The 20,448-nt window shown below is 76.0% G+C and carries 21 protein-coding genes; 3 read left to right on the plus strand and 18 right to left on the minus strand.

Annotated elements, in window-relative coordinates; translation table 11 throughout:
• Window positions 1-16: 16 nt before the first annotated feature.
• The gene (locus tag BLW85_RS05810; RefSeq protein WP_074991212.1) at window positions 17-259 is read right to left on the minus strand and encodes a DUF397 domain-containing protein; all 243 of its coding nucleotides are present in this window, start codon (window positions 257-259) and stop codon (window positions 17-19) included.
• A 33-nt stretch (window positions 260-292) separates the two neighbouring features.
• Window positions 293-739 (minus strand): hypothetical protein, encoded by a 447-nt coding sequence (locus BLW85_RS05815; protein ID WP_244174818.1) that lies wholly within the window; start codon window positions 737-739, stop codon window positions 293-295.
• A 197-nt stretch (window positions 740-936) separates the two neighbouring features.
• Here BLW85_RS05815 and paaK point away from each other — a divergent pair, with 197 nt between their 5' ends.
• The gene (gene paaK, locus BLW85_RS05820; protein WP_074991217.1) at window positions 937-2,247 is read left to right on the plus strand and encodes a phenylacetate--CoA ligase PaaK; all 1,311 of its coding nucleotides are present in this window, start codon (window positions 937-939) and stop codon (window positions 2,245-2,247) included.
• Window positions 2,248-2,268: 21 nt separating this feature from the next.
• Here the strand turns inward: paaK and BLW85_RS05825 are convergent, their stop codons facing one another.
• Together BLW85_RS05825 and BLW85_RS05830 are read right to left on the minus strand one after the other, a co-directional pair.
• Complete coding sequence (locus BLW85_RS05825) at window positions 2,269-3,768, minus strand: acyl-CoA synthetase (protein WP_070026616.1); 1,500 nt, start codon at window positions 3,766-3,768, stop codon at window positions 2,269-2,271.
• A 134-nt stretch (window positions 3,769-3,902) separates the two neighbouring features.
• Entirely contained in the window at window positions 3,903-5,468 is a 1,566-nt protein-coding gene (locus BLW85_RS05830) for a phytoene desaturase family protein (protein ID WP_074991220.1), read from the minus strand.
• 233 nt (window positions 5,469-5,701) lie between these two features.
• Between BLW85_RS05830 and BLW85_RS05835 the strand changes: the two genes are divergently transcribed.
• A complete protein-coding gene (locus BLW85_RS05835; RefSeq protein WP_074991223.1) occupies window positions 5,702-6,625 on the plus strand; it encodes a PfkB family carbohydrate kinase in 924 nt (307 codons plus the stop codon).
• Between the two features lie 93 nt (window positions 6,626-6,718).
• Here the strand turns inward: BLW85_RS05835 and BLW85_RS05840 are convergent, their stop codons facing one another.
• From BLW85_RS05840 to BLW85_RS05845, 3 genes are all read right to left on the minus strand, one after another.
• Entirely contained in the window at window positions 6,719-8,011 is a 1,293-nt protein-coding gene (locus tag BLW85_RS05840) for a PP2C family protein-serine/threonine phosphatase (RefSeq protein ID WP_244174819.1), read from the minus strand.
• A gap of 80 nt (window positions 8,012-8,091) precedes the next feature.
• Window positions 8,092-8,262, minus strand: coding sequence for a hypothetical protein (locus BLW85_RS39270; protein WP_167381354.1), 171 nt, complete (start codon window positions 8,260-8,262; stop codon window positions 8,092-8,094).
• A gap of 29 nt (window positions 8,263-8,291) precedes the next feature.
• The gene (locus BLW85_RS05845) at window positions 8,292-8,666 is read right to left on the minus strand and encodes a four-helix bundle copper-binding protein (RefSeq protein WP_070026612.1); all 375 of its coding nucleotides are present in this window, start codon (window positions 8,664-8,666) and stop codon (window positions 8,292-8,294) included.
• Window positions 8,667-8,781: 115 nt separating this feature from the next.
• On the opposite strand from BLW85_RS05845, the gene BLW85_RS05850 reads away from it, so the two are divergent.
• On the plus strand, window positions 8,782-9,147 hold the full coding sequence (locus tag BLW85_RS05850; protein WP_239697603.1) for a DUF6479 family protein: 366 nt from the start codon (window positions 8,782-8,784) through the stop codon (window positions 9,145-9,147).
• Window positions 9,148-9,198: 51 nt separating this feature from the next.
• Here the strand turns inward: BLW85_RS05850 and BLW85_RS05855 are convergent, their stop codons facing one another.
• The 11 genes from BLW85_RS05855 to BLW85_RS05905 all read right to left on the minus strand — a co-directional run bounded on the left by BLW85_RS05855 (window position 9,199) and on the right by BLW85_RS05905 (window position 20,119).
• Window positions 9,199-9,654, minus strand: a complete 456-nt coding sequence (locus tag BLW85_RS05855; RefSeq protein ID WP_074991227.1) for an RpiB/LacA/LacB family sugar-phosphate isomerase — start codon at window positions 9,652-9,654, stop codon at window positions 9,199-9,201.
• A 135-nt stretch (window positions 9,655-9,789) separates the two neighbouring features.
• Entirely contained in the window at window positions 9,790-11,034 is a 1,245-nt protein-coding gene (locus BLW85_RS05860) for an ANTAR domain-containing protein (protein WP_239697604.1), read from the minus strand.
• A gap of 316 nt (window positions 11,035-11,350) precedes the next feature.
• Window positions 11,351-12,247 carry a glycosyltransferase family 2 protein gene (locus BLW85_RS05865; protein WP_074991229.1) on the minus strand — a complete coding sequence of 299 codons (897 nt, stop codon included), beginning with the start codon at window positions 12,245-12,247 and terminating at the stop codon, window positions 11,351-11,353.
• Entirely contained in the window at window positions 12,244-13,248 is a 1,005-nt protein-coding gene (locus BLW85_RS05870; protein ID WP_079172266.1) for a glycosyltransferase family 2 protein, read from the minus strand. The genes BLW85_RS05865 and BLW85_RS05870 overlap by 4 nt, the downstream gene beginning before the upstream one ends.
• A complete protein-coding gene (locus BLW85_RS05875) occupies window positions 13,238-14,245 on the minus strand; it encodes a glycosyltransferase family 9 protein (RefSeq protein WP_074991232.1) in 1,008 nt (335 codons plus the stop codon). The genes BLW85_RS05870 and BLW85_RS05875 overlap by 11 nt, the downstream gene beginning before the upstream one ends.
• Window positions 14,242-15,693 (minus strand): D-glycero-beta-D-manno-heptose 1-phosphate adenylyltransferase, encoded by a 1,452-nt coding sequence (gene rfaE2 / locus BLW85_RS05880; RefSeq protein ID WP_074991234.1) that lies wholly within the window; start codon window positions 15,691-15,693, stop codon window positions 14,242-14,244. The genes BLW85_RS05875 and rfaE2 overlap by 4 nt, the downstream gene beginning before the upstream one ends.
• Window positions 15,690-16,385, minus strand: a complete 696-nt coding sequence (locus BLW85_RS05885; protein ID WP_079172267.1) for a D-sedoheptulose-7-phosphate isomerase — start codon at window positions 16,383-16,385, stop codon at window positions 15,690-15,692. Before BLW85_RS05885 ends, rfaE2 begins: the two co-directional genes overlap by 4 nt.
• Entirely contained in the window at window positions 16,382-17,614 is a 1,233-nt protein-coding gene (locus BLW85_RS05890) for a glycosyltransferase (protein WP_070026606.1), read from the minus strand. Before BLW85_RS05890 ends, BLW85_RS05885 begins: the two co-directional genes overlap by 4 nt.
• Window positions 17,611-18,573: a glycosyltransferase gene (locus BLW85_RS05895; protein WP_070026605.1), complete on the minus strand. Its 963-nt coding sequence runs from the start codon at window positions 18,571-18,573 to the stop codon at window positions 17,611-17,613. The genes BLW85_RS05890 and BLW85_RS05895 overlap by 4 nt, the downstream gene beginning before the upstream one ends.
• Window positions 18,570-19,580: a glycosyltransferase family 9 protein gene (locus BLW85_RS05900; protein WP_070026721.1), complete on the minus strand. Its 1,011-nt coding sequence runs from the start codon at window positions 19,578-19,580 to the stop codon at window positions 18,570-18,572. The genes BLW85_RS05895 and BLW85_RS05900 overlap by 4 nt, the downstream gene beginning before the upstream one ends.
• Entirely contained in the window at window positions 19,577-20,119 is a 543-nt protein-coding gene (locus BLW85_RS05905; protein WP_074991237.1) for a D-glycero-alpha-D-manno-heptose-1,7-bisphosphate 7-phosphatase, read from the minus strand. Before BLW85_RS05905 ends, BLW85_RS05900 begins: the two co-directional genes overlap by 4 nt.
• Window positions 20,120-20,448 lie beyond the last annotated feature (329 nt).

The raw sequence follows: 20,448 nt of genomic DNA on the forward strand, positions 1-20,448 counted from the left end.
CGCTCCGCGGGGAGGTTCAGGTGAGGTCGAACTCGCCCTCGCGCGCGCCGGAGACGAAGGCGCCCCACTCGGCGGGGGTGAAGATCAGGGAGGGGCTCTCCGGGCGGTCGCTGTTGCGCATCGCGATAAAGCCCTCGACGAAGGCGATCTGGACATCGCCCAGGCCGCGGCTGCTGGACCGCCAGTCGGCCTTGCTGAGGTCCAGGTCCGGCTTGTCCCAGCCCAAGAGCGGCTGTTGCTGGGTGGTGCTGTCGGCCACGTCCGTGCTCCTCCCGGTGTCGTCGTGCGCGGCTCAGCCTAGCGACCGCTCCCGGTGCCCAACAGCCCACGTGGGGAGGACTTTCGGCGGACGGAGCCCGGCCGGGCACGGTGGTGGGCGGGTCCCCGTCGAGGGCGGTGGCCCCGACTCGATCCGCCGGCGGGGGCCGCCGTCGTACTGGCCCGCGTGGACGAGGACCGGCGCGGTCGGTTCGGCGAGGGCGGCCCGGGTCGCGGCCGGGGTGGAGGCGCCGTCGCCGAAGTACCGTTCGCCGGCCTCGTCGTTGGTCCGCGCCTCCTCCGCGGCCGCGGGCGCCCGGGCGGTGTCGTCCCAGCGGCCGTGAAAGAACGGCGCAAACCCCTGGCCCCCGAGGTAGGCCGAGGCGCGCATGGGGCCGCCGGGGAGGACGGCGAGCGTTTCGTCGTCGCCCCGCAGGTGGTGGGCGAGCCGGGTGCCGTCGGCCGCGGTGAAGGCCGGCATGGACACGATGGTCGGCGTCCGGGGCGCCGTCGCAAACGCGTTTGCGGGTGGGCGAGCCGGCGCGCCGTCCCGCGTCCGGCGCGGAAAATCCGCGCCGCCCCCTTGTCTGAAACCCCCTGCTCCTGAATTACTGGCCCCGAACAGTTCGACCGAATGATCGGTCGTCCGGAATGTGTGGTTGGTAAGGAGACGTGCCGATGGCGGATGCGAGGGATCTGCTCGACGCGGGCGAACGGCTCGGCCCCGAGGAGTTGCGGACGCTCCAGCTGGAGCGGCTGCGCGCCTCGCTGCTGCATGCGTACGAGCACGTGCCGTTCTACCGGGAGTCCTTCGACAAGGCGGGGGTCCGGCCGGAGGACTGCCGGTCGCTCGCGGATCTCGCCCGCTTCCCCTTCACCACCAAGGCGGGCCTGCGGGCGAACTACCCCTACGGGATGTTCGCGGTGCCGCGGGAGCGGATCCGCCGGCTGCACGCCTCCAGCGGAACGACCGGGCTGCCCACCCTGGTCGGGTACACCGACAACGATCTGTCCATGTGGGCCGACATGGTGGCCCGCTCCATCCGGGCGGCCGGCGGGCGCCCCGGTGACGTGGTGCACGTGGCCTACGGGTACGGGCTGTTCACCGGGGGGCTGGGCGCCCACTACGGGGCGGAGCGCCTGGGCTGTACGGTCGTCCCGGCGTCCGGCGGCATGACCGCCCGGCAGGTGCGGCTGATCCAGGACCTGGAACCGGGCGTGATCATGGTGACGCCCTCCTACATGCTGACGCTGCTGGACGAGTTCGAGCGCCAGGGCGTGGACCCGCGCGAGACCGCGCTGCGGGTGGGGATCTTCGGGGCGGAGCCCTGGACCGAGCAGATGCGGCGGGAGATCGAGGAGCGGTTCGCGATCGACGCCGTCGACATCTACGGGCTGTCCGAGGTGGTCGGCCCGGGTGTGGCCCAGGAGTGTGTGGAGACCAAGGACGGGCTGACCGTCTGGGAGGACCACTTCTACCCGGAGGTGGTCGACCCGATCACCGGCGAGGTGCTGCCGGAGGGCGAGCGGGGCGAGCTGGTGTTCACCTCGCTGACCAAGGAGGCCATGCCGATCGTCCGGTACCGGACCCGGGACCTGACCCGGCTGCTGCCCGGCACGGCCCGGGTGTTCCGGCGGATGGAGAAGATCTCGGGGCGCAGCGACGACCTGGTGATCCTGCGCGGGGTCAATCTGTTCCCCACGCAGATCGAGGAGATCGTGCTGCGCACGCCCGGGGTCGCGCCGCACTTCCAGCTGCGGCTGACCCGGGAGGGCCGCATGGACTCGCTCACCGTGCGCGCCGAGGCCCGCCCGGGCGCCACGCCGGAGGCGCGGGAGGCCGCCGTCCGGTCCATCGCGACCGAGGTGAAGAACGGCATCGGTGTCTCGGTGGACGTGGAGATCGTGGAGCCGGAGTCGCTGGAGCGGTCGGTCGGCAAGATCCGCCGCATCGTGGACCTGCGGCCGCGCGACTCCGGGCAGGGGTGAGGCCGGGCGGGCGGACCGGGCTCAGCGGCGCCCGAAGCGGTCCCGCAGGTCGCGCTTGAGGATCTTCCCGCTGGCGTTGCGGGGCAGCTCGGTCACGAACACGATCCGCTTGGGCGCCTTGAAGGACGGCAGCTTCTCCCGTACGTGCGCGATGAGTTGCTCCTCCGTCACCTCCCCGCGCGGGACGACGACCGCCGTGACGGCCTCGATCCACCGTTCGTCGGGCAGGCCGATCACGGCGGCCTCCGCCACCGCCTCATGGGTGTAGAGGGCGTCCTCGACCTGGCGTGAAGCCACCAGCACGCCACCGGAGTTGATGACGTCCTTCACCCGGTCGACGATGGTGAAGCAGCCGTCGGCGTCCCGGACGGCGAGGTCGCCGGAGTGGAACCAGCCGTCGCGGAAGGCCTCTTCGGTCTCCTCGGGCTTGCCCCAGTAGCCCTCGCACAGCTGCGGCGAGCGGTAGACGATCTCGCCCGGGGTGCCGTCGGGCACCTCTTGTCCGAGTTCGTCGACCACCCGCGCCTCCACGAACAGCACGGGCCGGCCGCAGGAGTCCAGCCGGCCCTCGTGCTCGGCGGGGCCGAGCACCGTGGCGAGCGGGCCGATCTCGCTCTGCCCGAAGCAGTTGTAGAGGTCGAGGTCCGGCAGGCGCTCGCGCAGCCGCTCCAGGACGGGCACGGGCATGATGGAGGCGCCGTAGTACGCCTTGCGCAGCGCGCCGAGGTCCCGGGTGGCGAAGTCGGGCCGGTTGGCCAGGGCGATCCACACGGTGGGCGGCGCGAACAGGCTGTCCACGCGGCCGGCCTCGATCAGGTCGAACAGCAGGTCCCCGTCCGGCGCGTCCAGGATGACGTTGGTCGCGCCGACCGCGAGGCAGGGCAGCAGGAAGACGTGCAGCTGCGCCGAGTGGTACAGCGGCAGCGCGTGCGCGGGGCGGTCGCCGGGCCGCAGGTCAAGGGCGGTGATGGCGCTCAGGTACTCGTGCACCAGGGCCCGGTGCGTCATCATCGCGCCCTTGGGCAGCGCCGTCGTACCGGAGGTGTAGAGCAATTGCGCCAGGTCCTCGGCGGACGGTCCGGGGCCGTCGTACGGCGGGGTGCAGGCGAGCCGGGCCAGGAACGAGTCGTCGCCGTCCCGCAGCGGCATCACCCGTACTCCGGGCGGGAGTCGTCCGGTGAGGCCGGGGTCGGCGAGCACCAGGGCGCTGCCGGACTGGCCGACGATGTAGGCCAGGTCGTCGCCGGTGAGGTGGTGGTTGACCGGGACGTGTACGAGTCCGGCGCGGGCGCAGCCGAGGAAGGCGATCAGGTAGGCGTCGGAGTTGTGGCCGTAGGCGCCGACCCGGTCGCCGGGGGTGAGGCCCTCCGCGAGCAGCAGCGCGGCCGCGCGGGAGACCGCGTCGTCCAGTTCCCCGTACGTCCAGCTCCGCGTGCCGTACTCGACCGCGACCCGCGTGGGGGTGCGGCGGGCGCTGCGCCGCAGCATCGCGTCGACCGTGCTGCCGTTTCCGTGCCTCATGACCGCCGATCCTCGGTGCGCCGGGCGGCCGGGTCAAGGAGCGTGACGTGGGCGGACCGGGCCTGCCGGGCCCGCCCCTGCCCGTGGGGGTCGCGCGGCCGCCCTTCGCGGGGCCTGCCTCCGTCGGCGTACCGTCAGTTCTCCTGTTCCAGCACGGCCATCGCCGCGTTGTGCCCGGGTACGCCGCTCACCCCGCCCCCGCGCACGGCGCCCGCGCCGCACAGCAGGACGCGCGGGTGCGCGGTCTCCACGCCCCAACGGCCCGTGTGCTCCTGGGCGTAGGGCCAGGACAGCGCGCGGTGGAAGATGTTGCCGCCGGGCAGCCGCAGGTCGCGTTCCAGGTCGAGCGGGGTCTTCGCCTCGATGCAGGGGCGGCCGTCGGCGTCGGTGGCCAGGCAGTCGGCGAGGGGTTCGGCGAGGTGGGCGTCGAGCTGGGCGAGGGTGGCCGCCAGCAGGCGCTCGCGGGCCGTGTCGTTGTCCTCGGCGAAGAGCCGGGCCGGGGTGTGCAGCCCGAACAGGGTGAGGGTCTGGTAGCCGGCTGCGGCGAGTCGGGGACCGAGGATGCTGGGGTCGGTCAGGGAGTGGCAGTAGATCTCGGAGGGCGGTGCGGCGGGGAGTTCACCGGCGGCGGCCTGGGCGTGTGCGGCGGCCAACTGGCCGTACCCCTCGGCGATGTGGAAGGTGCCGGAGAAGGCCTCGCGGGGGTCGACGGCCGGATCGCGGAGCTTGGGCAGCCGGGTGAGCAGCATGTTGACCTTGAGCTGGGCGCCCTCGGCGGGCTCGGGGGGCGCCTCGCCGGTGAGGGCGGCCAGTTCCCGCGGGGAGGCGCCCACCAGGACGTGCCGGGCGGCCGCGACGCCCTCGCCGTCGGCGGTGCGGTAGGCGACCTCGGCGCCGTCGGTGCCGGTGTCGATGCGGACCGCCTCGTGCCCGGTCGCGAGCACCGCGCCGGCCGCGCGGGCCGCCGTCGCGAGGGCGTCGGTGAGGGCGCCCATGCCGCCCACGGGCACGTCCCAGGCGCCGGTGCCGCCGCCGATGACGTGGTAGAAAAAGCAGCGGTTCTGGGCCAGGGAGGGGTCGTGGGCGTCGGCGAAGGTGCCGATCAGGGCGTCGGTGAGCGCCACGCCCCGGACCAGGTCGTCCTCGAAGTGCTCCTCCACCGCGGCACCGATCGGCTCCTCGAACAGGGCCCGCCAGGCGGTCTCGTCGTCGATGCGGCGGCGCAGTTCGTCCCGGGTGGGCAGGGGTTCGGTGAGGGTCGGGAAGACGCGCCGGGCGACGCGGCCGGTCATGCCGTAGAAGCGCTGCCAGGCGGCGTATTCGCGCTCCCCGCCGGTCAGCCGGGCGAAGGCCGCGCGGGTGCGCTCCTCGCCGCCGCCGACCAGCAGTCCGGTGGGCCGGCCCGCGCGTTCGACGGGGGTGTACGAGGAGATGGTGCGGGTGCGGACGCGGAAGTCCAGGCCGAGGTCGGTGACGATCTTCGGCGGCAGCAGGCTGACCAGGTAGCTGTAGCGCGACAGGCGGGCGTCCACCCCGGTGAACGGCCGGGTGGAGACGGCGGCCCCGCCGGTGTGGCCGAGCCGCTCCAGCACCAGCACCGAGCGCCCGGCCCGGGCCAGATAGGCGGCGGCGACCAGGCCGTTGTGGCCGCCGCCCACGATGACGGCGTCGTACGCGCGGGTTCCCTCGTTGGCGGACATGGTCCTTCGTAACACGCGCTGATCCACGGCGGCCAGAGGCGGTCCTGCCCGCGTGCCCGTCCGCAGCCGTGCGCCGGACACCCGTCGGCCGAAGCCCCTGGCAACTTGCCGAAAATTTCAGCAAGTTCTTGCCAGCGGTGCGGGTGGCTGCTTGACTCACCACCCCGGTCGGCCTGCCACCCGGCCGGAGCCGCGCGCGCGGTCACCCGACCCGAGAGGAACGAGCCGACTACATGACCACCGAGACCGACGTACTCGTCCTGGGCGGCGCGGGCGTGGACACCGTCGTCCACGTCCCCGAGCTGCCGCTCCCCTACGCCGACAGCTACATGATCCGGCCGGGCATCGTGACCCGCGCCGGACAGAGCGGAGACTTCGTCGCGCTCGGTGTCCGCGAATTGGGCCTGCGCACCCACCACATCGACCTGCTCGGCGCCGACCCCGAGGGCGACCTGGTGCGCGCGCTGCACCGGGACCGGGGCATCCCGTTCACCGCGGTGCCCTCGGCCGCGGGCACCAAGCGCGCGGTCAACCTGGTCGGCCCGGACGGGCGGCGGCTGTCCCTGTACGACGACACCCGCGCGCAGGAGTCCGACCGGCTGCCCGAGGACACCCTGCGCGCCCTGGCCGCCGCGAGCCGGCACGCCCATGTGGTGATCACCCACCCGTGCGCGCACGCCCTGCCGGTGCTGCGCGAGGCCGGGCCGACCATCTCGACGGACCTGCACGACTGGGACGGCGTCAACCCGTACCACGAGCCGTTCGCGCTCGGCGCGGACCTGGTCTTCCTGTCGACCACCGCGCTGGCCGACCACGAGCGCACCATGCGGGACATCGCGGCGCGCGGCCGGGCCCGGATCGTGGTGGCCACGGCCGGGGCCGAGGGCGCGTACCTGCTGGTGGACGGCGACCTCACCCATGTGCCCGCGGTGGCCCCGCCCGCGCCCGTCGTGGACTCCAACGGCGCGGGCGACGCCTTCGCCGCCGCGTTCCTGCTGGGCTGGCTGGAGGGTGCGGACCCGCTGCTCTGCGCGCGTTACGGTGCCGTCGCGGGCGCCCACGCGTGCACCGTGCCCTCGACCCGGGCCGACGCCATCGGACGCGACGAACTCCTCGCCCGCTGCGCGGAGTCGGACGCCGACAAGGTGGCCGGATGACCCCCGACGCCTGACCGGCAGGACGCGGTCGTGCCCGGCGGCGCGGCCGTGGGCCGTGTCCCCGCCGCCGCGCGACTGCCCCGGCGGGACGCCTCACGGGACGCGCAGCGCCAGCACCGCCACGTCGTCGTGCTGGACATCGCTCATCCGGCCCAGGAGTTCGTCACGGAAGACGGGCAGCGGCTCACCGGCCAGCGTGGCCGCGTGCTGACGCAACCGGGTCAGACCGCGGCCGATGTCCTCGCCGGGCCGCTCGACGAGGCCGTCGGTGTACAGCAGCAGGGTGGAGCCGGACGGGAGGACGACGCTCGCCGTCTCGCGGGGCAGTTCGGGGTCGACGCCCAGGATGGGGGCGTGGCCTTCCTCCAGCAGCGCGGTATGGCCGTCGGGCCGGGCCAGCAGCGGCGGGAGGTGGCCGGCGTTGGTCCAGGTCAGCTGCCACGGCCCGGCGGCGGGTGTCTCGATGCGGGCGATGACGGCTGTGACCAGCTCGATGCCGGTGAGGCCCTGCATCACCCGGTCCAGGCGGCACATGACCCCCGCCGGGTCGTCGCCCCTGTCGTAGGCGAGGGCGCGCAGCATGTTGCGCAGTTGCCCCATGCGGACGGCGGCCGCCAGATCGTGGCCGACGACGTCCCCGATGGCGAGGACGGCCGAGCCGTCGGGCAGCGGGAAGGCGTCGTACCAGTCGCCGCCCACCTCGGCCCGCTCCCGGGCGGCCAGATAGCTGGTGGCGAGCTGGAGGTGGGGGAGGCCGGTCAGGTCGGGCAGCAGGGACAGCTGGAGCTGTTCGGCGGTGTGCTCCTGCATGGCGTACAGGCGGGCGTTGTCCAGCGCGAGGGCCGCGCGGTGGCCCAGGTCGGCGGCGAGTGCCTGCTCCTGCTCGTCGAACGGGGTCTCGGTACGGCGGACGAAGGTGAGCGCGCCCAGTTCCTGGCGCCGTACCCGCATGGGCACGATCAGCGCGCTGCGGGCGCCGAGGGTGCGGTACAGGGACCACTGCGCGGAGCGGAGCGGATCGTTCGGGTCGGTCGTGCCGAAGTCGGTCACCAGCACGGGTCCCGCTCCGCGCAGCACCTTCGCGAGGGCGCAGGCCGAGTCGTCCGGCCCGGGGAGGACGCCGCCGGACAGCACCCGCAGCGCCCGGTCGGCGTCCCGGTCCGTGACCGTGAGCCGGCGCACGCCTTCGCCCTCGACCACGTCGACGACGCAGGCGTCGGCGAGCTGCGGCACCACGAGCCGGGCGAGGCGGCGCAGCGACTCCTCCGCGTCCAGCCCCGACGCCAGTGCGCGGCTCACGTCGGCGAGCAGCCGCAGCCGGGCGGCGGCCACCTCCGACGGCAGCTCCCCGGGGGTCGCTGCCGGAGGCGGCGGCTCTTGCCTCATCACTCTCCTCCCGCACCGGAGGACCGGTCGCACGCCCGTGACCGCGTCCCCTACGCAGATTCCATCACCGACGGCGACCGTCAGCGCGGCGCACGGGCCGGGTGGCTGACCGATGCGGGCGGCCCGGCGTCCATGAGGGCGGCGTAGGCGTCACGGCGGGCCTCGCGGCCGTACACCTTGACGGCGGAGGCGTCCTGTGGAGTGGGGGGGGCGTCCTCGACGGGACCCGAGGCGGTGCTGACGGCGCTCACCGGGAAGGTGTCGCCTGGATCTCCCGGGATCAGGCCAGCGTCTCCAGGAAGTCGGAGCATGCCGCGGCGCATGCCCGGCAGGCCGCCGCGGCGGATTCCGCGCCGGGGTGGTCCTCGAAGGCGTCGGCGCATTCGAGGCAGATCCTGCGGCACCAGTCGACGCGGCCGCGCAGGCCCTCCTCGTCCTGGTGGTTCTCCTCGCACAGCAGCCGGCAGGTGGTGTCGCACACCTCGGCGCACATGATGCCGAGCCTGCGCACCCGCTCGTGGCTTTGGGGGCCGCCCGGGTCGACCAGGCTCACCCGCACCGAGCAGGCCCGGGCGCACTCCGTGCACGCCTGGGCGCAGGTGAAGCGGTCCTCGAGGAACCGGTAGAGCTGCTGCTGCGAGGTCTGCGGGGTCACGCCGTGCGGGTAGCCCCGGTGGCGTACGGCAAACCACCGCCCATTACCACCATCGGGCACGAATGATGCCTCATTGGTCCGGTTCGTACGCTTATGGGATGGGTATTCCTGTGCTATGAACACCGCATCGATGCAGCTGGCCGCGGCGAGCGGCCTGATGAGCCTCGTCCTCTTCATCGTGGCCGTCGGCCTGCTGGCACTGCTCGCCGGAGGCTTCTGGATGACCTCGCGGGTGAAGTACCGCGAGTCGGCCCGCCCCCGTCCCGAGGAGCAGCCGAAGCTGCCGCCCGAGGGAGCGGTGCACGAGGTCCGGGAGAACCGGGACTACCACGAAGTTCCCAAGACACCCAAGGGCGGTCGTCCGCTCACCCCGTACGAACTGGGCAACGTGGACTCCAAGACGAGCGAGGAGCAGAAGCGGCCGCGCTGGAGCAGCGGTTCCAGCGGATCCTTCGGGGGCGGCGGGCTCGGCGCCCACTGAATCCGCGGGGTCCCTCGACACCCTGGCCCGCGTCGGGCCGCCGTACGCCGTTCAGGCCTCGTGCCGGGCGGTGTCCAGGCGGCCGACGCGGGCCACGTTCATGACGTCCTGCGGGTCCTGGCTGGGCTCGGCCGTGAACCAGGCGTCCAGGATCTCCGTCAGCAGCGGTTCCGAGGTCAGGCGCAGGCTCAGGGCGAGGACGTTGGCGTCGTTCCAGCGGCGCGCGCCGTCCGCCGTGGCGGCGTCCGGGCACAGGGCGGCGCGCACGCCGGGCACCTTGTTCGCCGCGATGGACGCGCCGGTGCCGGTCCAGCAGCACACCACCGCCTGATCGGCCGTCCCGTCGGCCACGTCCCGCGCCGCCGCCTCCGAGCAGACCGCCCACTGCGGGTCGGCGCCCCCGCGCAGCGCGCCGTGCGTCCGCACCTCGTGCCCGCGCCGCCGCAGCTCGGCCACGAGCCGGCGGGCGACGGGTTCGTCCATGTCGGAGGAGACGGAGATCCGCATACCGGGAGGGTAGCGCCCCGGGCCCGCGCCCGGGCGGACAGGGCGGGACCCCGGCACGCGCGCGGATGCCGCTGCCGGGGTCCGCGGACCTGACACGGTCCGGGTTCCCAGGGGCGCGCGGGTGACGGATGCCGCTCAGGGGCGGGTCAGCCGCTGGTGGAGGTGTTCGAGGGCGTCGAGCAGGACCGTACGGTGGTACCAGGCGAGCCAGGCCGCGGTGTCGGCGGCGAGCAGGTCGAGGGCCTCGGCCTGGGGGGACGCCGGCCGGTGACCGGCGTCGGGCCAGTGCACGGTGATCAGGCCGGTGCAGCAGCCGGCCGAGGACAGGACCGGGACGCACTGGAGTGCCCGGGCGCCCGCGGCGAGCAGGGCGCGCCGCCCGTCCTCGGACAGCAGCGCGTCGGTGGCCACGTCGGGCATGCTCACCCGCCGGCCCCGGGTGCGGGCGACCGCCTCGGCCGTGCCGTCGGTCCGGCCGCGCACGAGGTGGTCCAGATAGGCGTCCGCGCCGCCGTACCGGGTCTCCAGCGCGAGCGCGTTCACGGCCGGGTCCACGGACAGCACGTGTCCGGCCGGCGCGCGCACGATGGCCAGCGCCTCGTGCAGCACAGCCTCGATCATCTGGCCCCGGTAGCGGGGGTCGCGCCCCGCGCGGGCGAGGATCCGCAGCTGGGGCAGCGGCAGCGGGCGGCGGCCGGGGAACCAGGTCGGGCCGTCGGGCGGGCGGGCCACGACCACGGCGGCGGCGAGGACCCGCAAGGGCACGTTGAACCGCTGGGAGGTCTCGCGCAGCACCCGGAAGGCGCTGCCGGTGTCGGGCAGCGCGTAGCGGGCCATGAGCATGCCCTGAGCCATGCCGATCACGGGGGCGGTGCGCACCCGGGCGCGCAGGGCGCGCACCTCCTGGTGCAGGTCCTGGTAGGACGGCCGCAGCGGGTCCGCCATCTGCGAGCGCCAGGCGGGCAGTTCCTCCACCCGGGAGGCGGCGCGGGCCAGTTCGCGCAGGGCCTCGTCCAGGGTGGCGTACAGCTGGACGCCCTCCAGGCGGGCCAGGTGCACCGCCTCGCGGACGCCCGGCCGGGCCCGGACGATGATCAGGTCCGGGCGGCCGGCGCGGACCCGGGTCGTCTCGCTGAGCGTGCGCAGGACGGCGGCGCCGCCGAGCTGTACGTGGGCCATGTCGAGGACCGGCCGCAGTCCGGCGCGGTCGGCCCGGGCCAGGTGGCCGCGCAGTTCCTCGGACCAGGCGTGCGCGCCGCCCGCGTCCAGGGTGCCGGACATGCGCAGCAGCAGGGCGCCCTCGGCGGGCAGTCCCTCCACGACGGAGGACTCGATCACGAGGGGGGCCGGTGCGCCCGGCCGCGGGGAGGAAGCTTTCATGGCATCACCCGGGCAGGTCGAGAATGGGCCGTACGGCCGCTTCCTGGCCAGGAATCTGACCTTGAACCACCACCACCTTGCACGGCGGACGCCGGACTCTCAACCGCACTCGGGCGGGCGCCGGTCCGGCGGGGGCCGGTGGGCCGTGGGGGGTGCGGGGCGGATGCCGGGTCGCGTGCAGCCGGAGGCCGTCCGTGCGCGCCGCCGGCCGCGTCATGACCGGTCCCTCACTGTGCCCGCGCGCCCGTCTACCGCGCAACGACTGCGGGCCGGGCGTGTCGGACCGGGGTGTGCGGGCGGCCGGCGCGGCGGGGCGTCAGCCGATGTACCGGCGGGCCGGGGAGGTGCGGCGGGCGCGTTCCAGGGTGGCCAGGCGGTGTTCCAGGTCCGGGGGGACCGGGTCGCGCTGGCGCAGCACCCAGGGCAGCCCGGCGGTGGCGTGGGCGAAGGCGCGGGCGGACGCGGCGTCGTGGGGCACCGTGCGGATCAGGTGCCCGGTGCGGCGCAGCGCGGGCAGGAGCGGGCGGCGCAGCCAGGTGAACCAGAGGGTGTTGCGCAGGCCGAGGACGCGCCGGGCCGTGCTGTCGCGCAGCCGGGATGCCTGGTGGTGCACGGTGAGTTCCCCGACGTAGGCGAACCACCAGCCCTGGCGCAGCAGATCGCAGGCGAGCAGCTCCTCCTCGCCGCCGAGCCACAGCCCGGGGTGGAAGCCGCCGCCCGCGCGGAAGGCGTCGGTGCGCATCACCGTGGCGGCGGCGAGGAAGGAGCCGAGGGCCGGGCCGGGAAGCCAGTCGGGGCCGGACAGGGGCGACTCGCGCAGTTCGCGCACGACCGGGTCCTCGGTGCCCTCCGGCTCCACGACGATCCGCGCGGTGACGGCCGCGAGCCGGGGCCGGGCGTCGAGCAGGTCGGCGGCGCGGGCGAGGCTGCCCGGCTCCCACCAGGAGTCGTCGTCGCAGAACGCCACGTAGGGCGTGCGGACGTGCCGGACGGCCAGGTTGCGGCCGACGGCACCGAGGTTGCGGCCCGGGCGCAGCAGGGTCGCCTCCGGGAAGTCGCGGGCGACGGCCTCGGCGGTGCCGTCGGTCGAGGCGTTGTCGGTGACGACGACCCGGGGGCGCTCGGGCAGACGGCGCAACTCGGCGAGGCTGCGCAGCAGTTCGGCGCGCCTGTTGTGGGTGATGACGACGGCGGTCGTACGGGTGCAGGTCATGGCGCGGCGTTCTCCTCGTCCCGGTCGTCCCGGTCCGCCCGGTCGTCCTGGTCGGCCCGCGGTGCCGCGACCGGCGCGCGTCCTTCGGCCCGCTGGCGGTCCAGCAGGCGGGCCGCGTGTTCGACGTGCGGGGGCAGCGGGTCGCGGCGGGCCAGGGTGGCGGGCAGGCGGGTCAGGGTCTCCCGCAGGGCCCGGCGGGCGCCGGGGGCGTCGGCCGCCGCGGCGCGGGCGAGCGCGGCGCCCGCGCGCAGGGCGACGGGCCAGGGGCGGCGCAGACAGGTGGTGAGGACGTGGTTGCGCCGGACGAGGAAGGAGCGGCCGGTGCGGCCGTGGTCCTCGGGGTGGTGACGAGCGCACAGCGCGGGCTCGTAGGCCACGCCCCAGTTCCGGGCGGCCAGGTCGTAGGCGAGCAGGGTCTCCTCGCCGCCGAAGAACAGCAGCGGGTGGAAGCCGCCCGCGGCCAGGAAGGCCTCCCGGCGCACCACGCTGGCGCAGCCGAGGAAGCCGAGGACGGGGCGGCCGGGCAGATCGGGTTCGGGTGGCAGGGGCGAGGCGGCGAGTACGGCGTTGAGGGGGTCCTCGGCGGCCTCGGCGCCGACGAGGGTGCGGGCGGCGAGCAGGCCGAGCCGGGGGTGGCGGTCGAGGAGGTCGGCGGCGCGGGCGAGGCTGCCCGGCTCCCACCAGGAGTCGTCGTCGCTGAACGCGACGTAGGGGGTGCGGGCGTGCCGCACGGCCAGATTGCGGCCGAGCGCACCGGTGTTGGCCGCGGCGCTCAGCAGCCGGACGGGGGCGGGGTGGCCGGCCACGGCCCGGCGGGTGCTGTCGTCACGGGAGTTGTCGACCACGATGACCGGTGGCCGTTCGGGCAGCGCGGCCAGGGCGTCCAGGGTGCGCAGCAGGCTCGCGGCGCGGTCGCGGGTGATGACGGCGACCGTGACGCGGCCGTCGGCCGCGGCCGGCGCGCGGCGGCCGACCCGGCCGGGCGCGGGCTCAGTTGGCATGGGCCACCTCCGGGCGCGGGGCCGGCCGGGCCCGGCCCTGGCGCAGCAGTGTCAGACAGGCCGCGGCGACCTCGCCGGAGCCGATGCGCAGCAGCCGGGCGTCGGGGGTGCGGCCGTGCGGGTCGCCGGGCGGGCCGGGTTTCCACAGGGCGAGGTGGCCGGGGCCCTGCTGCGGCCCCCACAGGCGCGGGGAGACCGGGCCGAAGAGGGTGACGCTGGGGGTGGCGTGCGCGTACGCGAGGTGGGCGAGGCCGGTGTCGCCGCTGAGCACCAAGGCCGCCCCGGCCACCAGCGCGGACAGTTCGGCGAGGGGCAGGCCGCCGGTCAGCAGGTCCTCGGCGGGCGCGCCGCCGCGCCCGGCGACGGACCGTACCAGGGCCTCCTCCCCCGGGCCGCCGGTGAGCACCACCCGGTACCCGGCCGCCCGCAGGCAGCGCACGACGGCGGCGAACCGCTCGGCCGGCCAGCGGCGGGAGCCGGAGGCGGCACCGGGGTGGACGAGGACCGCGCCGGGGGCCGGGGAGGGCTTGCCGGGCGGGGGGAGGCGCAGGTCGAGCGGGTCGGCCGGGATGCCGTAGTCGTCCAGGAAGCCGCACCAGCGGTCCCGTTCGTGTGCCTGGGCCCGCCAGCCGGGGCCGTCCGGGCAGGCGTGGGCGAGCAGCCGGCGCGGGTGCAGGGCGGCGAGGGCGTCGCGGCTCTCGGGGCCGTTGCCGTGCAGGTCGATCGCCACGTCGGGCGGCGGTCCCGGCCAGTGCGTGAGCGCCGGGACCGCCCGGCCGGGCGCCTCGGCCGGGAACACGGCGTCCAACGCGCCGGTCTCCAGGGCGAGTCCGGCGAGCGCGGCGGGCTGGGCGAGCACGATCCGGTGTCCGGGGAAGCCGCGCCGGATGCCGCGCAGCGCGGGCACGCCGGCCAGCAGGTCGCCGAGGCCCAGCGCGCGCAGCACCAGGACGCACGGGGGCCCGGGTGCGGGGGTCGCGTCGGACGTCGCGGTCACCGCCGCCGCCCTCCCGACCGCACCGGCGAGGAGGCCGCCCGGCGGGCCAGGCCGGTGGTCGAGCGGCCGTCCAGGTAGGGCAGCAGGAGGACCTGGCCGCCCCAGCTCTCCACGAGGGGCTGTTCGGGCAGGGGGGTGCGGGCGTAGTCGCCGCCCTTGGCCCAGATGTGCGGGCGCAGTTCGGCGAGGAGGCGTTCGGGGGTGTCCTCGTCGAAGACGGCGACCGCGTCCACGCATTCCAGGGCGCGCAGCACCCGGACGCGGTCGGCGACCGGCACGAGGGGGCGGCCGTCGCCCTTGCGGCGGCGCACCGAGTCGTCGGAGTTGACGCAGACGATCAGGCAGTCGCCCGCCCGGCGGGCGGCCTGGAGCAGGGCGACATGGCCGGCGTGCAGCAGGTCGAAGCAGCCGCCCGCGGCGACGACGGTGCGACCCGCGGTGCGCACCCGGGCGGCGGTGCGCAGGGCGTCCGCGGTGGTGTCCCCGTCGGGCAGCGGCTGTTCGGGCCGCCGTGTGCGCTCGTCCTCGCCGGTCGTCGCCATCGCGCGGGCGCCGCCCTCGGCGACGTACCGGGTGGCCGCGTGGACGGCGGCCTGGACGGCGGCCTCGGTGAAGGCGCCGTCGGCGAGCAGTCCGGCGGCGGCCGCGGCGAACCGGTCGCCCGCGCCGCAGGGGTCGCCGGACGCGGCGGCCGGGGTGGGCACGAGCAGCGGGGTCTCGCCGTGCGACAGCAGCGCGCCGCGCTCGCCCAGGGTGACGGCGACCGCCTGCACCCGCCAGGCGCGGACCAGGGCGCGGGCGTCCCGGGCGGCGGTGCGCAGCCCGGCGCCGTCCCCCGACTGCCCTTCGTCGTCGTCCAGTTGGCGGGCGAACACACGCGCCTCCTGGGCGGAGGGCGTGACCAGACGGGCACCGGGGACCGGGGGCCGGCCGCGCACATGGGGGTCCCAGACCACGGACGCGGTCGTTCGGGACAGCGCGTCGCGCAGGACGTCGGCGGTGCCCCGGCCGTAGTCGGCGACCAGGACGCCCCTGGCCGCGGTGATCGCGGCGAGGGCCTCGCGGGTCGCCTCGCGGGCGCGGCCCTCGCCGTCGTCCAGACGCAGCAGCGGCCGGTCCCCGGCCAGCACCCGGGTCTTGCTGCTGAGGCCGCCGTCGAGCGGCACCTCCACCAGCTCGACGCGGCCCGCGAGCAGTCGGCGCAGGGTGTCGCTGGCGGGGTCGGTGCCGAGGGCGGTGACGAGGGTGACCGGGCGGCCGTCGGCGGCGGCCAGGCAGGCCGCGAGGGCGGCGCCGCCGGGGCGGGAGCTGCGCCGGGTGCCGTGGACGACGGGCACGGGCGCGTCGGGGGCCAGCCGCTCGGCGTGCCCGCACAGGTCGTGGTCGAGGAGGGCGTCGCCGACGACGACCAGCGGGGTGCCCGGGGTGGTCGTACCGGGGTGCGTCATGCCTGTTCCTTTCCGCGGGCCACCGGCGTGCCGTCCACGGGCCGGCCGACGGTGCGGGCCCGGGCCAGGGGGTGGCCGAGGGCTTCGCCGTCGACGCGGGAGCCGCTGCCCCGGTCGGCCTCGCCGCGCTCGACGGCCCGGTCGAACGCCTCGCACAGCATGTGCACGGCGACCAGATGGAGTTCCTGCACGGTGGCGGAGACCGGCGCGTCGACGCACAGGGCCTCGTCGGCGCCGAGCTGCAGCGGGTTGGGGGCCCGTCCGGTCAGCGCCCACACGGTCATGCCCAGGCGGTGGGCGCGGTCGGCGGCGGACAGCAGGTTGGCGCTGGCGCCGCTGGTGGACAGCAGCATCAGCACGTCGCCGGGGCGGCCGTGGGCGGCGGTCTGCCGGGCGAACACCTCCTGCACGCCGTAGTCGTTGGCGATGGCGGTGGTGGAGGAGGTGTCGGCGTGCAGGGCGTACGCGGAGAACGGCGGCCGGTCGTCGCGGTAGCGGCCGACCAGTTCGGCGGTCAGGTGCTGGGCCTGGGCCGCGCTGCCGCCGTTGCCCGCGACCAGCAGCCGGGAGCCGGCGCCCAGCCGGCGGGCCAGTTCGGTGCCCCAGCGCCCGATGAGGGGACCGCGGTCGCGGAACGTCTCCAGGGCCTTCATCAGGTCGTCGCAGTGCGTGGTGTCGGTGACGGTCTTCATCGGACGACTCCGGAGAGCGAGGGGAGGGCGGACACGGCGCCGTACGCCCCGGCGACGCCGTCGGCCACCCGGTCCCAGGTGTAGTGGGTCAGCACGCGGCGGCGGCCGGCCGCGCCGTACCTCTCGAGCCGGGCGGGGTCGGCGAGCAGGGCGCGGACGACCGCGCCGAGGTCGTGGTCGTCGTCGGCCGGGACGAGGACGCCGGTGGCGCCGTCCACGACGGTGTCGAGCTGACCGCCGACCGCGGTGGCCACGACGGGGGTGGCGCAGGCCATGGCCTCCAGCGGGACGATGCCGAAGGGCTCGTAGCGGGGCAGGGACAGGACGAGGTCGGCGCCGGCCATCAGCCGGGGCATCCGGGTCCGGCTGACCCCGCCGAGCAGGGTGACGCGGTCGGCGACGCCGTACTCGCCGGCCAGGGCCTTGAGGCGCCGGGCCTCGGGGTCGGCGCCGAGGAGTTCGGCCTCGGGGCCGCCGGCGACGAGGAGTTCGGCGTCGGGGACGCCGGCCAGGGCGCGGATGGCGCGGTCGAAGCCCTTGCGGGGCACCAGCCGGCCGACGGCCAGCAGCCGCCTGCGGGCGCCCGGCGGCCGGGAGCGCGGCAGCGGCGAGAACTGGACGGGGTCCACCCCGCAGGGCACCACGCTCAACCGGTCCTCGGGCAGCCCCATGGCCTTCAGTTCGGCCACCTCGTCGCTGCACGTGGCGATGATCCGGGCGCACTCGTGGCCGATGGCCTCCTCGATGGCCAGGCGCTGCGGCGGGCTGGTGTCGGCGGCGCCCTGGTAGCGCCGCTTGACGGTGCCGAGGGCGTGGTAGGTCTGCACGACGGGGACGCCGAGGCCGCGGGCCCCGGACAGGGCGGCCAGGCCCGACATCCAGAAGTGGGCGTGCACCACGTCGGGCGGGCTCGCCGCCCACTGCCCGGCCAGGAACTCGCCGAACTCCACCATGTGCGGCAGGAGTTCGTCCTTGGGCGCGGGTTCGGGCGGTCCGGCGGGCACGTGTACCACCTGGACGCCGTCGATGAGGGTCACCCGGTCCGGCAGGCCCGTCGAGTCCCGCCGGGTGTAGACCGTGACCCGGTAGCCCTTCCTGGCGAGTTGCCGGGCGACCTGGGCCACGTAGACGTTCTGGCCGCCCGCGTCCGGTCCGCCGAGCGCGGCCAGCGGGCTGGCGTGCTCGGAGACCATGGCGACGCGCCCGGCCGTGTGGGCAGTACGGCTCATCGGGTGACCTCCTTGATCAGGCGCTCCCAGTCGTCCAGGAAGCGCCGCTCTCCGTAGCGGGCCTGGGCCGCGGCCCGGGCGGCGTCGCCGGTCAGGCGCGCGTCCTCGGGGTCGGCGAGGAACGCCCGCACGGCGTCCTCCAGGACGTCGAGGCGGTTGGAGACCACCCCGGCGCCCTCGGGTACGGCTTCCCGGACCTCGGTGGTGTCCAGGGCGACCACCGGCATCCCGAGGAACATGGCCTCCAGCAGGGACAGGCCGAGCGAGGTCCAGCGCACGGGGTGCAGATAGACGCGGCACTTGGCCATCTCGCGGTGGAGCCGGTGCTGGGGCAGGTCGCGGGTGCGGCAGCGCTCGGGCGGCAGGCCGAGGTGGCCGGCGAGCCCTTCGGTGCGCATCCCGAAGACGTCCAGGGGCGCGCAGCGGGCGAACCGGGGCAGCAGGTCGGTGCCGGTCGTACGGCCCCTGCGCACGGGCTCGTTGACGACGACGGCGGCGCGCCGTTCGGTTCCGGTCCACAGCCGGCCGGGGTCCACGATGCCGTGCTCGACGACCTCGGTGGGGGCGCGTCCGTTGTCCCACATCAGCCGGTTGAAGTGGGTGACGTGTACGACGGGGATCGCCGACTGCCCGGCCAGCGGGTGGAGTTGGCGCTCGGGGGAGGCGTCGGGGCTGTTGTGCTCGACGTAGACGGCGGGCACGTCGCGGCCGGGCCGGCGGCCGGTCCAGCGTTCGGCCAGGGCGACTTCGTGCGGGCGTTGCAGGACCATCAGGTCGATGTCGGCGTCCCTCAGGCTCGCGGGGGTGTGCTCTTCGACGGTGGACGGCCAGTCCCAGGTGGCGGCGCGGCCGAGGCCGTCGGGTCCCCGGTCCTCGGTGACCGGGACCAGATAGGTGTGCGGGCCCTGCACGAAGGCGGTGAGCCAGGATCCGTGCACGTGCCAGACGAGGATGTTCATGAGGAGCGCTCCTGGATGAGCTTGTGCACCGCGCGCACCACGTCCTGCCCGGTGACCTCGTCCAGGCAGGGGTGGCCGGGCACCGGGCAGACGAGCGCCCGGGTGTCCGCGCACGGCGCCGACTGGTCGCCGAGCAGGATGGCGGGGACGCCGTAGGGGGCCCAGCGCTCGGCGGGGACCACGGGGGCGAACAGCGAGACGACGGGGGTGCCGACGGCCGCGGCGAGGTGGGCGGGGCCGGTGTTGGCGCTGACCACCACGTCGGCCATGCGCAGCACTCCGGCGAGGGTGCGGGGGCTGGTGCGGCCGCCGAGGTCCACGGCCGCGTCGCCGCTCACCCTCTTGGTGAGCGCCTGCTCGTGCGGGCCGCCGGTGACGACCACGCGGTGCCCGGCGTCGGCGAGCAGCGCGACCGCCTCGGCACAGCGGTCCGGGCTCCAGGCGCGGGCGGGCGCGCTGGCGCCGGGGTGCAGGACGACGTAGGGGCCGTTGCCGGTCAGGCCGCCGGTGTCGGGGGGCGGCAGGACGCGCAGCCGGCCGTCGTCGCCGGGCGGGAGGGTGCAGCCCATGGCGGCGGCGGTGTCGAGGGCGGCCTCGGCCTCGTGCCGGCCGGGCAGCCGGCGGTGGCGGACGTCGAGCAGCCGGCCGGGGTGGTCGACGCTGTCGGCGCCGATCCGGCCGATCCCGGCAAGGCGCAGCAGCAGCGCGGTGGGCAGCGGGCTCTGGTGGAAGGAGGTGAGGATCAGGGCGGTGTCGAAGGCACCCTGCCGCAGGCGGGCGACCAGGTCGCCGATGTCCGCCGGGTCCACCGGGGGCGGGGCGAAGCCTTCCCAGGGGGCCTCCCAGACGAGGACGTCCTCGACGCCGGGGAGCATCCGGGCGGCGTCGGCGCCGCGCGGCCCGCACAGCATGGTCACGGGGCCGTGGTGCTCGCCGACGGCGCGTACGGCGGGCCCCGCGAGCAGGACGTCGCCGAAGCTGTCGAGCCGGACCACGAGCGCCGTCACCGGGGCCACTTCCCCGGGCGGGCGTCGAGGGCGTCGCGTACGGCGGTGAGCGCGTCGGGGGCGCTGTGCCGGGCGAAGCGCCGCACCTCGTCCGGTGCGGTGGCCGCGTTGGGGACGAGGACGCCGCGGGCGCCGGCCGCCCGCGCGGCCAGCAGGTCGGCGGCGATGTCGCCGACGACCAGGCACTCGGCGGGCGGGACGCCGAGGCGCTCGGCGGCGGCGAGGATCAGACCGGGCCGGGGCTTGCGGCAGGGGCAGCCGGTGTCCGGCGCGTGCGGGCAGTACAGCCACGTGTCCAGTCCGCCCAGCAGTTCGTCGGCGCGCCGGTTGACCCGGGCGACGTCCTCGGCGGTGAGCAGCCCGCGCCCGATGCCGGACTGGTTGCTGACCACCCCGGTGGGCAGCCCCGCGGCCCTGACGAACGCGACGGCCTCGGCGGCACCGGGCAGCGTCCGCACCCGTTCGGGGTCGCCGTTGTAGGGCACGTCGACCACGAGGGTGCCGTCACGGTCGAACAGCACGGCGGAGACGGCCCTCATCGGCCACCTCCCGGGGAACGCCCCCGCCGAACGGGCCCGCAACGGCCGCCGTGCGGCCCCCCGTGACCAGACGGACCGGTACCCGAAGCTCCGGCGGCCCCGCCGCCGCACGGCAGGCCGTGACGGGGCGGGACGGCGGCCGGAGCCCCCACGGCGACGCCACTGCGCCGCACGCCGCGAGCGGGGAGGTCGGCAGTCGACCCGCACCCCACGGACAGGGCACGCACCGCACCACCCCGCGCGGCCGGCGCCACCCGGCGAGCCACCCCGGCGGGATCGCCGCCGCCCCGCACGCGACGCACGGGCAGGACCGTGGCCGGAGCCCCCGC

Origin of the sequence: Streptomyces misionensis, assembly GCF_900104815.1 — a bacterium.
GTDB lineage: Bacteria > Actinomycetota > Actinomycetes > Streptomycetales > Streptomycetaceae > Streptomyces > Streptomyces misionensis.

Bases quoted from the DNA above. Each gene is read 5' to 3' on its own strand.
- BLW85_RS05815 (WP_244174818.1), bottom strand. From the start codon at position 739: ATGCCGGCCTTCACCGCGGCCGACGGCACCCGGCTCGCCCACCACCTG.
- paaK (WP_074991217.1), top strand. From the start codon at position 937: ATGGCGGATGCGAGGGATCTGCTCGACGCGGGCGAACGGCTCGGCCCC.
- BLW85_RS05825 (WP_070026616.1), bottom strand. From the start codon at position 3,768: ATGAGGCACGGAAACGGCAGCACGGTCGACGCGATGCTGCGGCGCAGC.
- BLW85_RS05830 (WP_074991220.1), bottom strand. From the start codon at position 5,468: ATGTCCGCCAACGAGGGAACCCGCGCGTACGACGCCGTCATCGTGGGC.
- BLW85_RS05835 (WP_074991223.1), top strand. From the start codon at position 5,702: ATGACCACCGAGACCGACGTACTCGTCCTGGGCGGCGCGGGCGTGGAC.
- BLW85_RS05840 (WP_244174819.1), bottom strand. From the start codon at position 8,011: ATGAGGCAAGAGCCGCCGCCTCCGGCAGCGACCCCCGGGGAGCTGCCG.
- BLW85_RS05850 (WP_239697603.1), top strand. From the start codon at position 8,782: ATGAACACCGCATCGATGCAGCTGGCCGCGGCGAGCGGCCTGATGAGC.
- BLW85_RS05855 (WP_074991227.1), bottom strand. From the start codon at position 9,654: ATGCGGATCTCCGTCTCCTCCGACATGGACGAACCCGTCGCCCGCCGG.
- BLW85_RS05860 (WP_239697604.1), bottom strand. From the start codon at position 11,034: ATGAAAGCTTCCTCCCCGCGGCCGGGCGCACCGGCCCCCCTCGTGATC.
- BLW85_RS05865 (WP_074991229.1), bottom strand. From the start codon at position 12,247: ATGACCTGCACCCGTACGACCGCCGTCGTCATCACCCACAACAGGCGC.
- BLW85_RS05870 (WP_079172266.1), bottom strand. From the start codon at position 13,248: ATGCCAACTGAGCCCGCGCCCGGCCGGGTCGGCCGCCGCGCGCCGGCC.
- rfaE2 (WP_074991234.1), bottom strand. From the start codon at position 15,693: ATGACGCACCCCGGTACGACCACCCCGGGCACCCCGCTGGTCGTCGTC.
- BLW85_RS05885 (WP_079172267.1), bottom strand. From the start codon at position 16,385: ATGAAGACCGTCACCGACACCACGCACTGCGACGACCTGATGAAGGCC.
- BLW85_RS05890 (WP_070026606.1), bottom strand. From the start codon at position 17,614: ATGAGCCGTACTGCCCACACGGCCGGGCGCGTCGCCATGGTCTCCGAG.
- BLW85_RS05895 (WP_070026605.1), bottom strand. From the start codon at position 18,573: ATGAACATCCTCGTCTGGCACGTGCACGGATCCTGGCTCACCGCCTTC.
- BLW85_RS05905 (WP_074991237.1), bottom strand. From the start codon at position 20,119: ATGAGGGCCGTCTCCGCCGTGCTGTTCGACCGTGACGGCACCCTCGTG.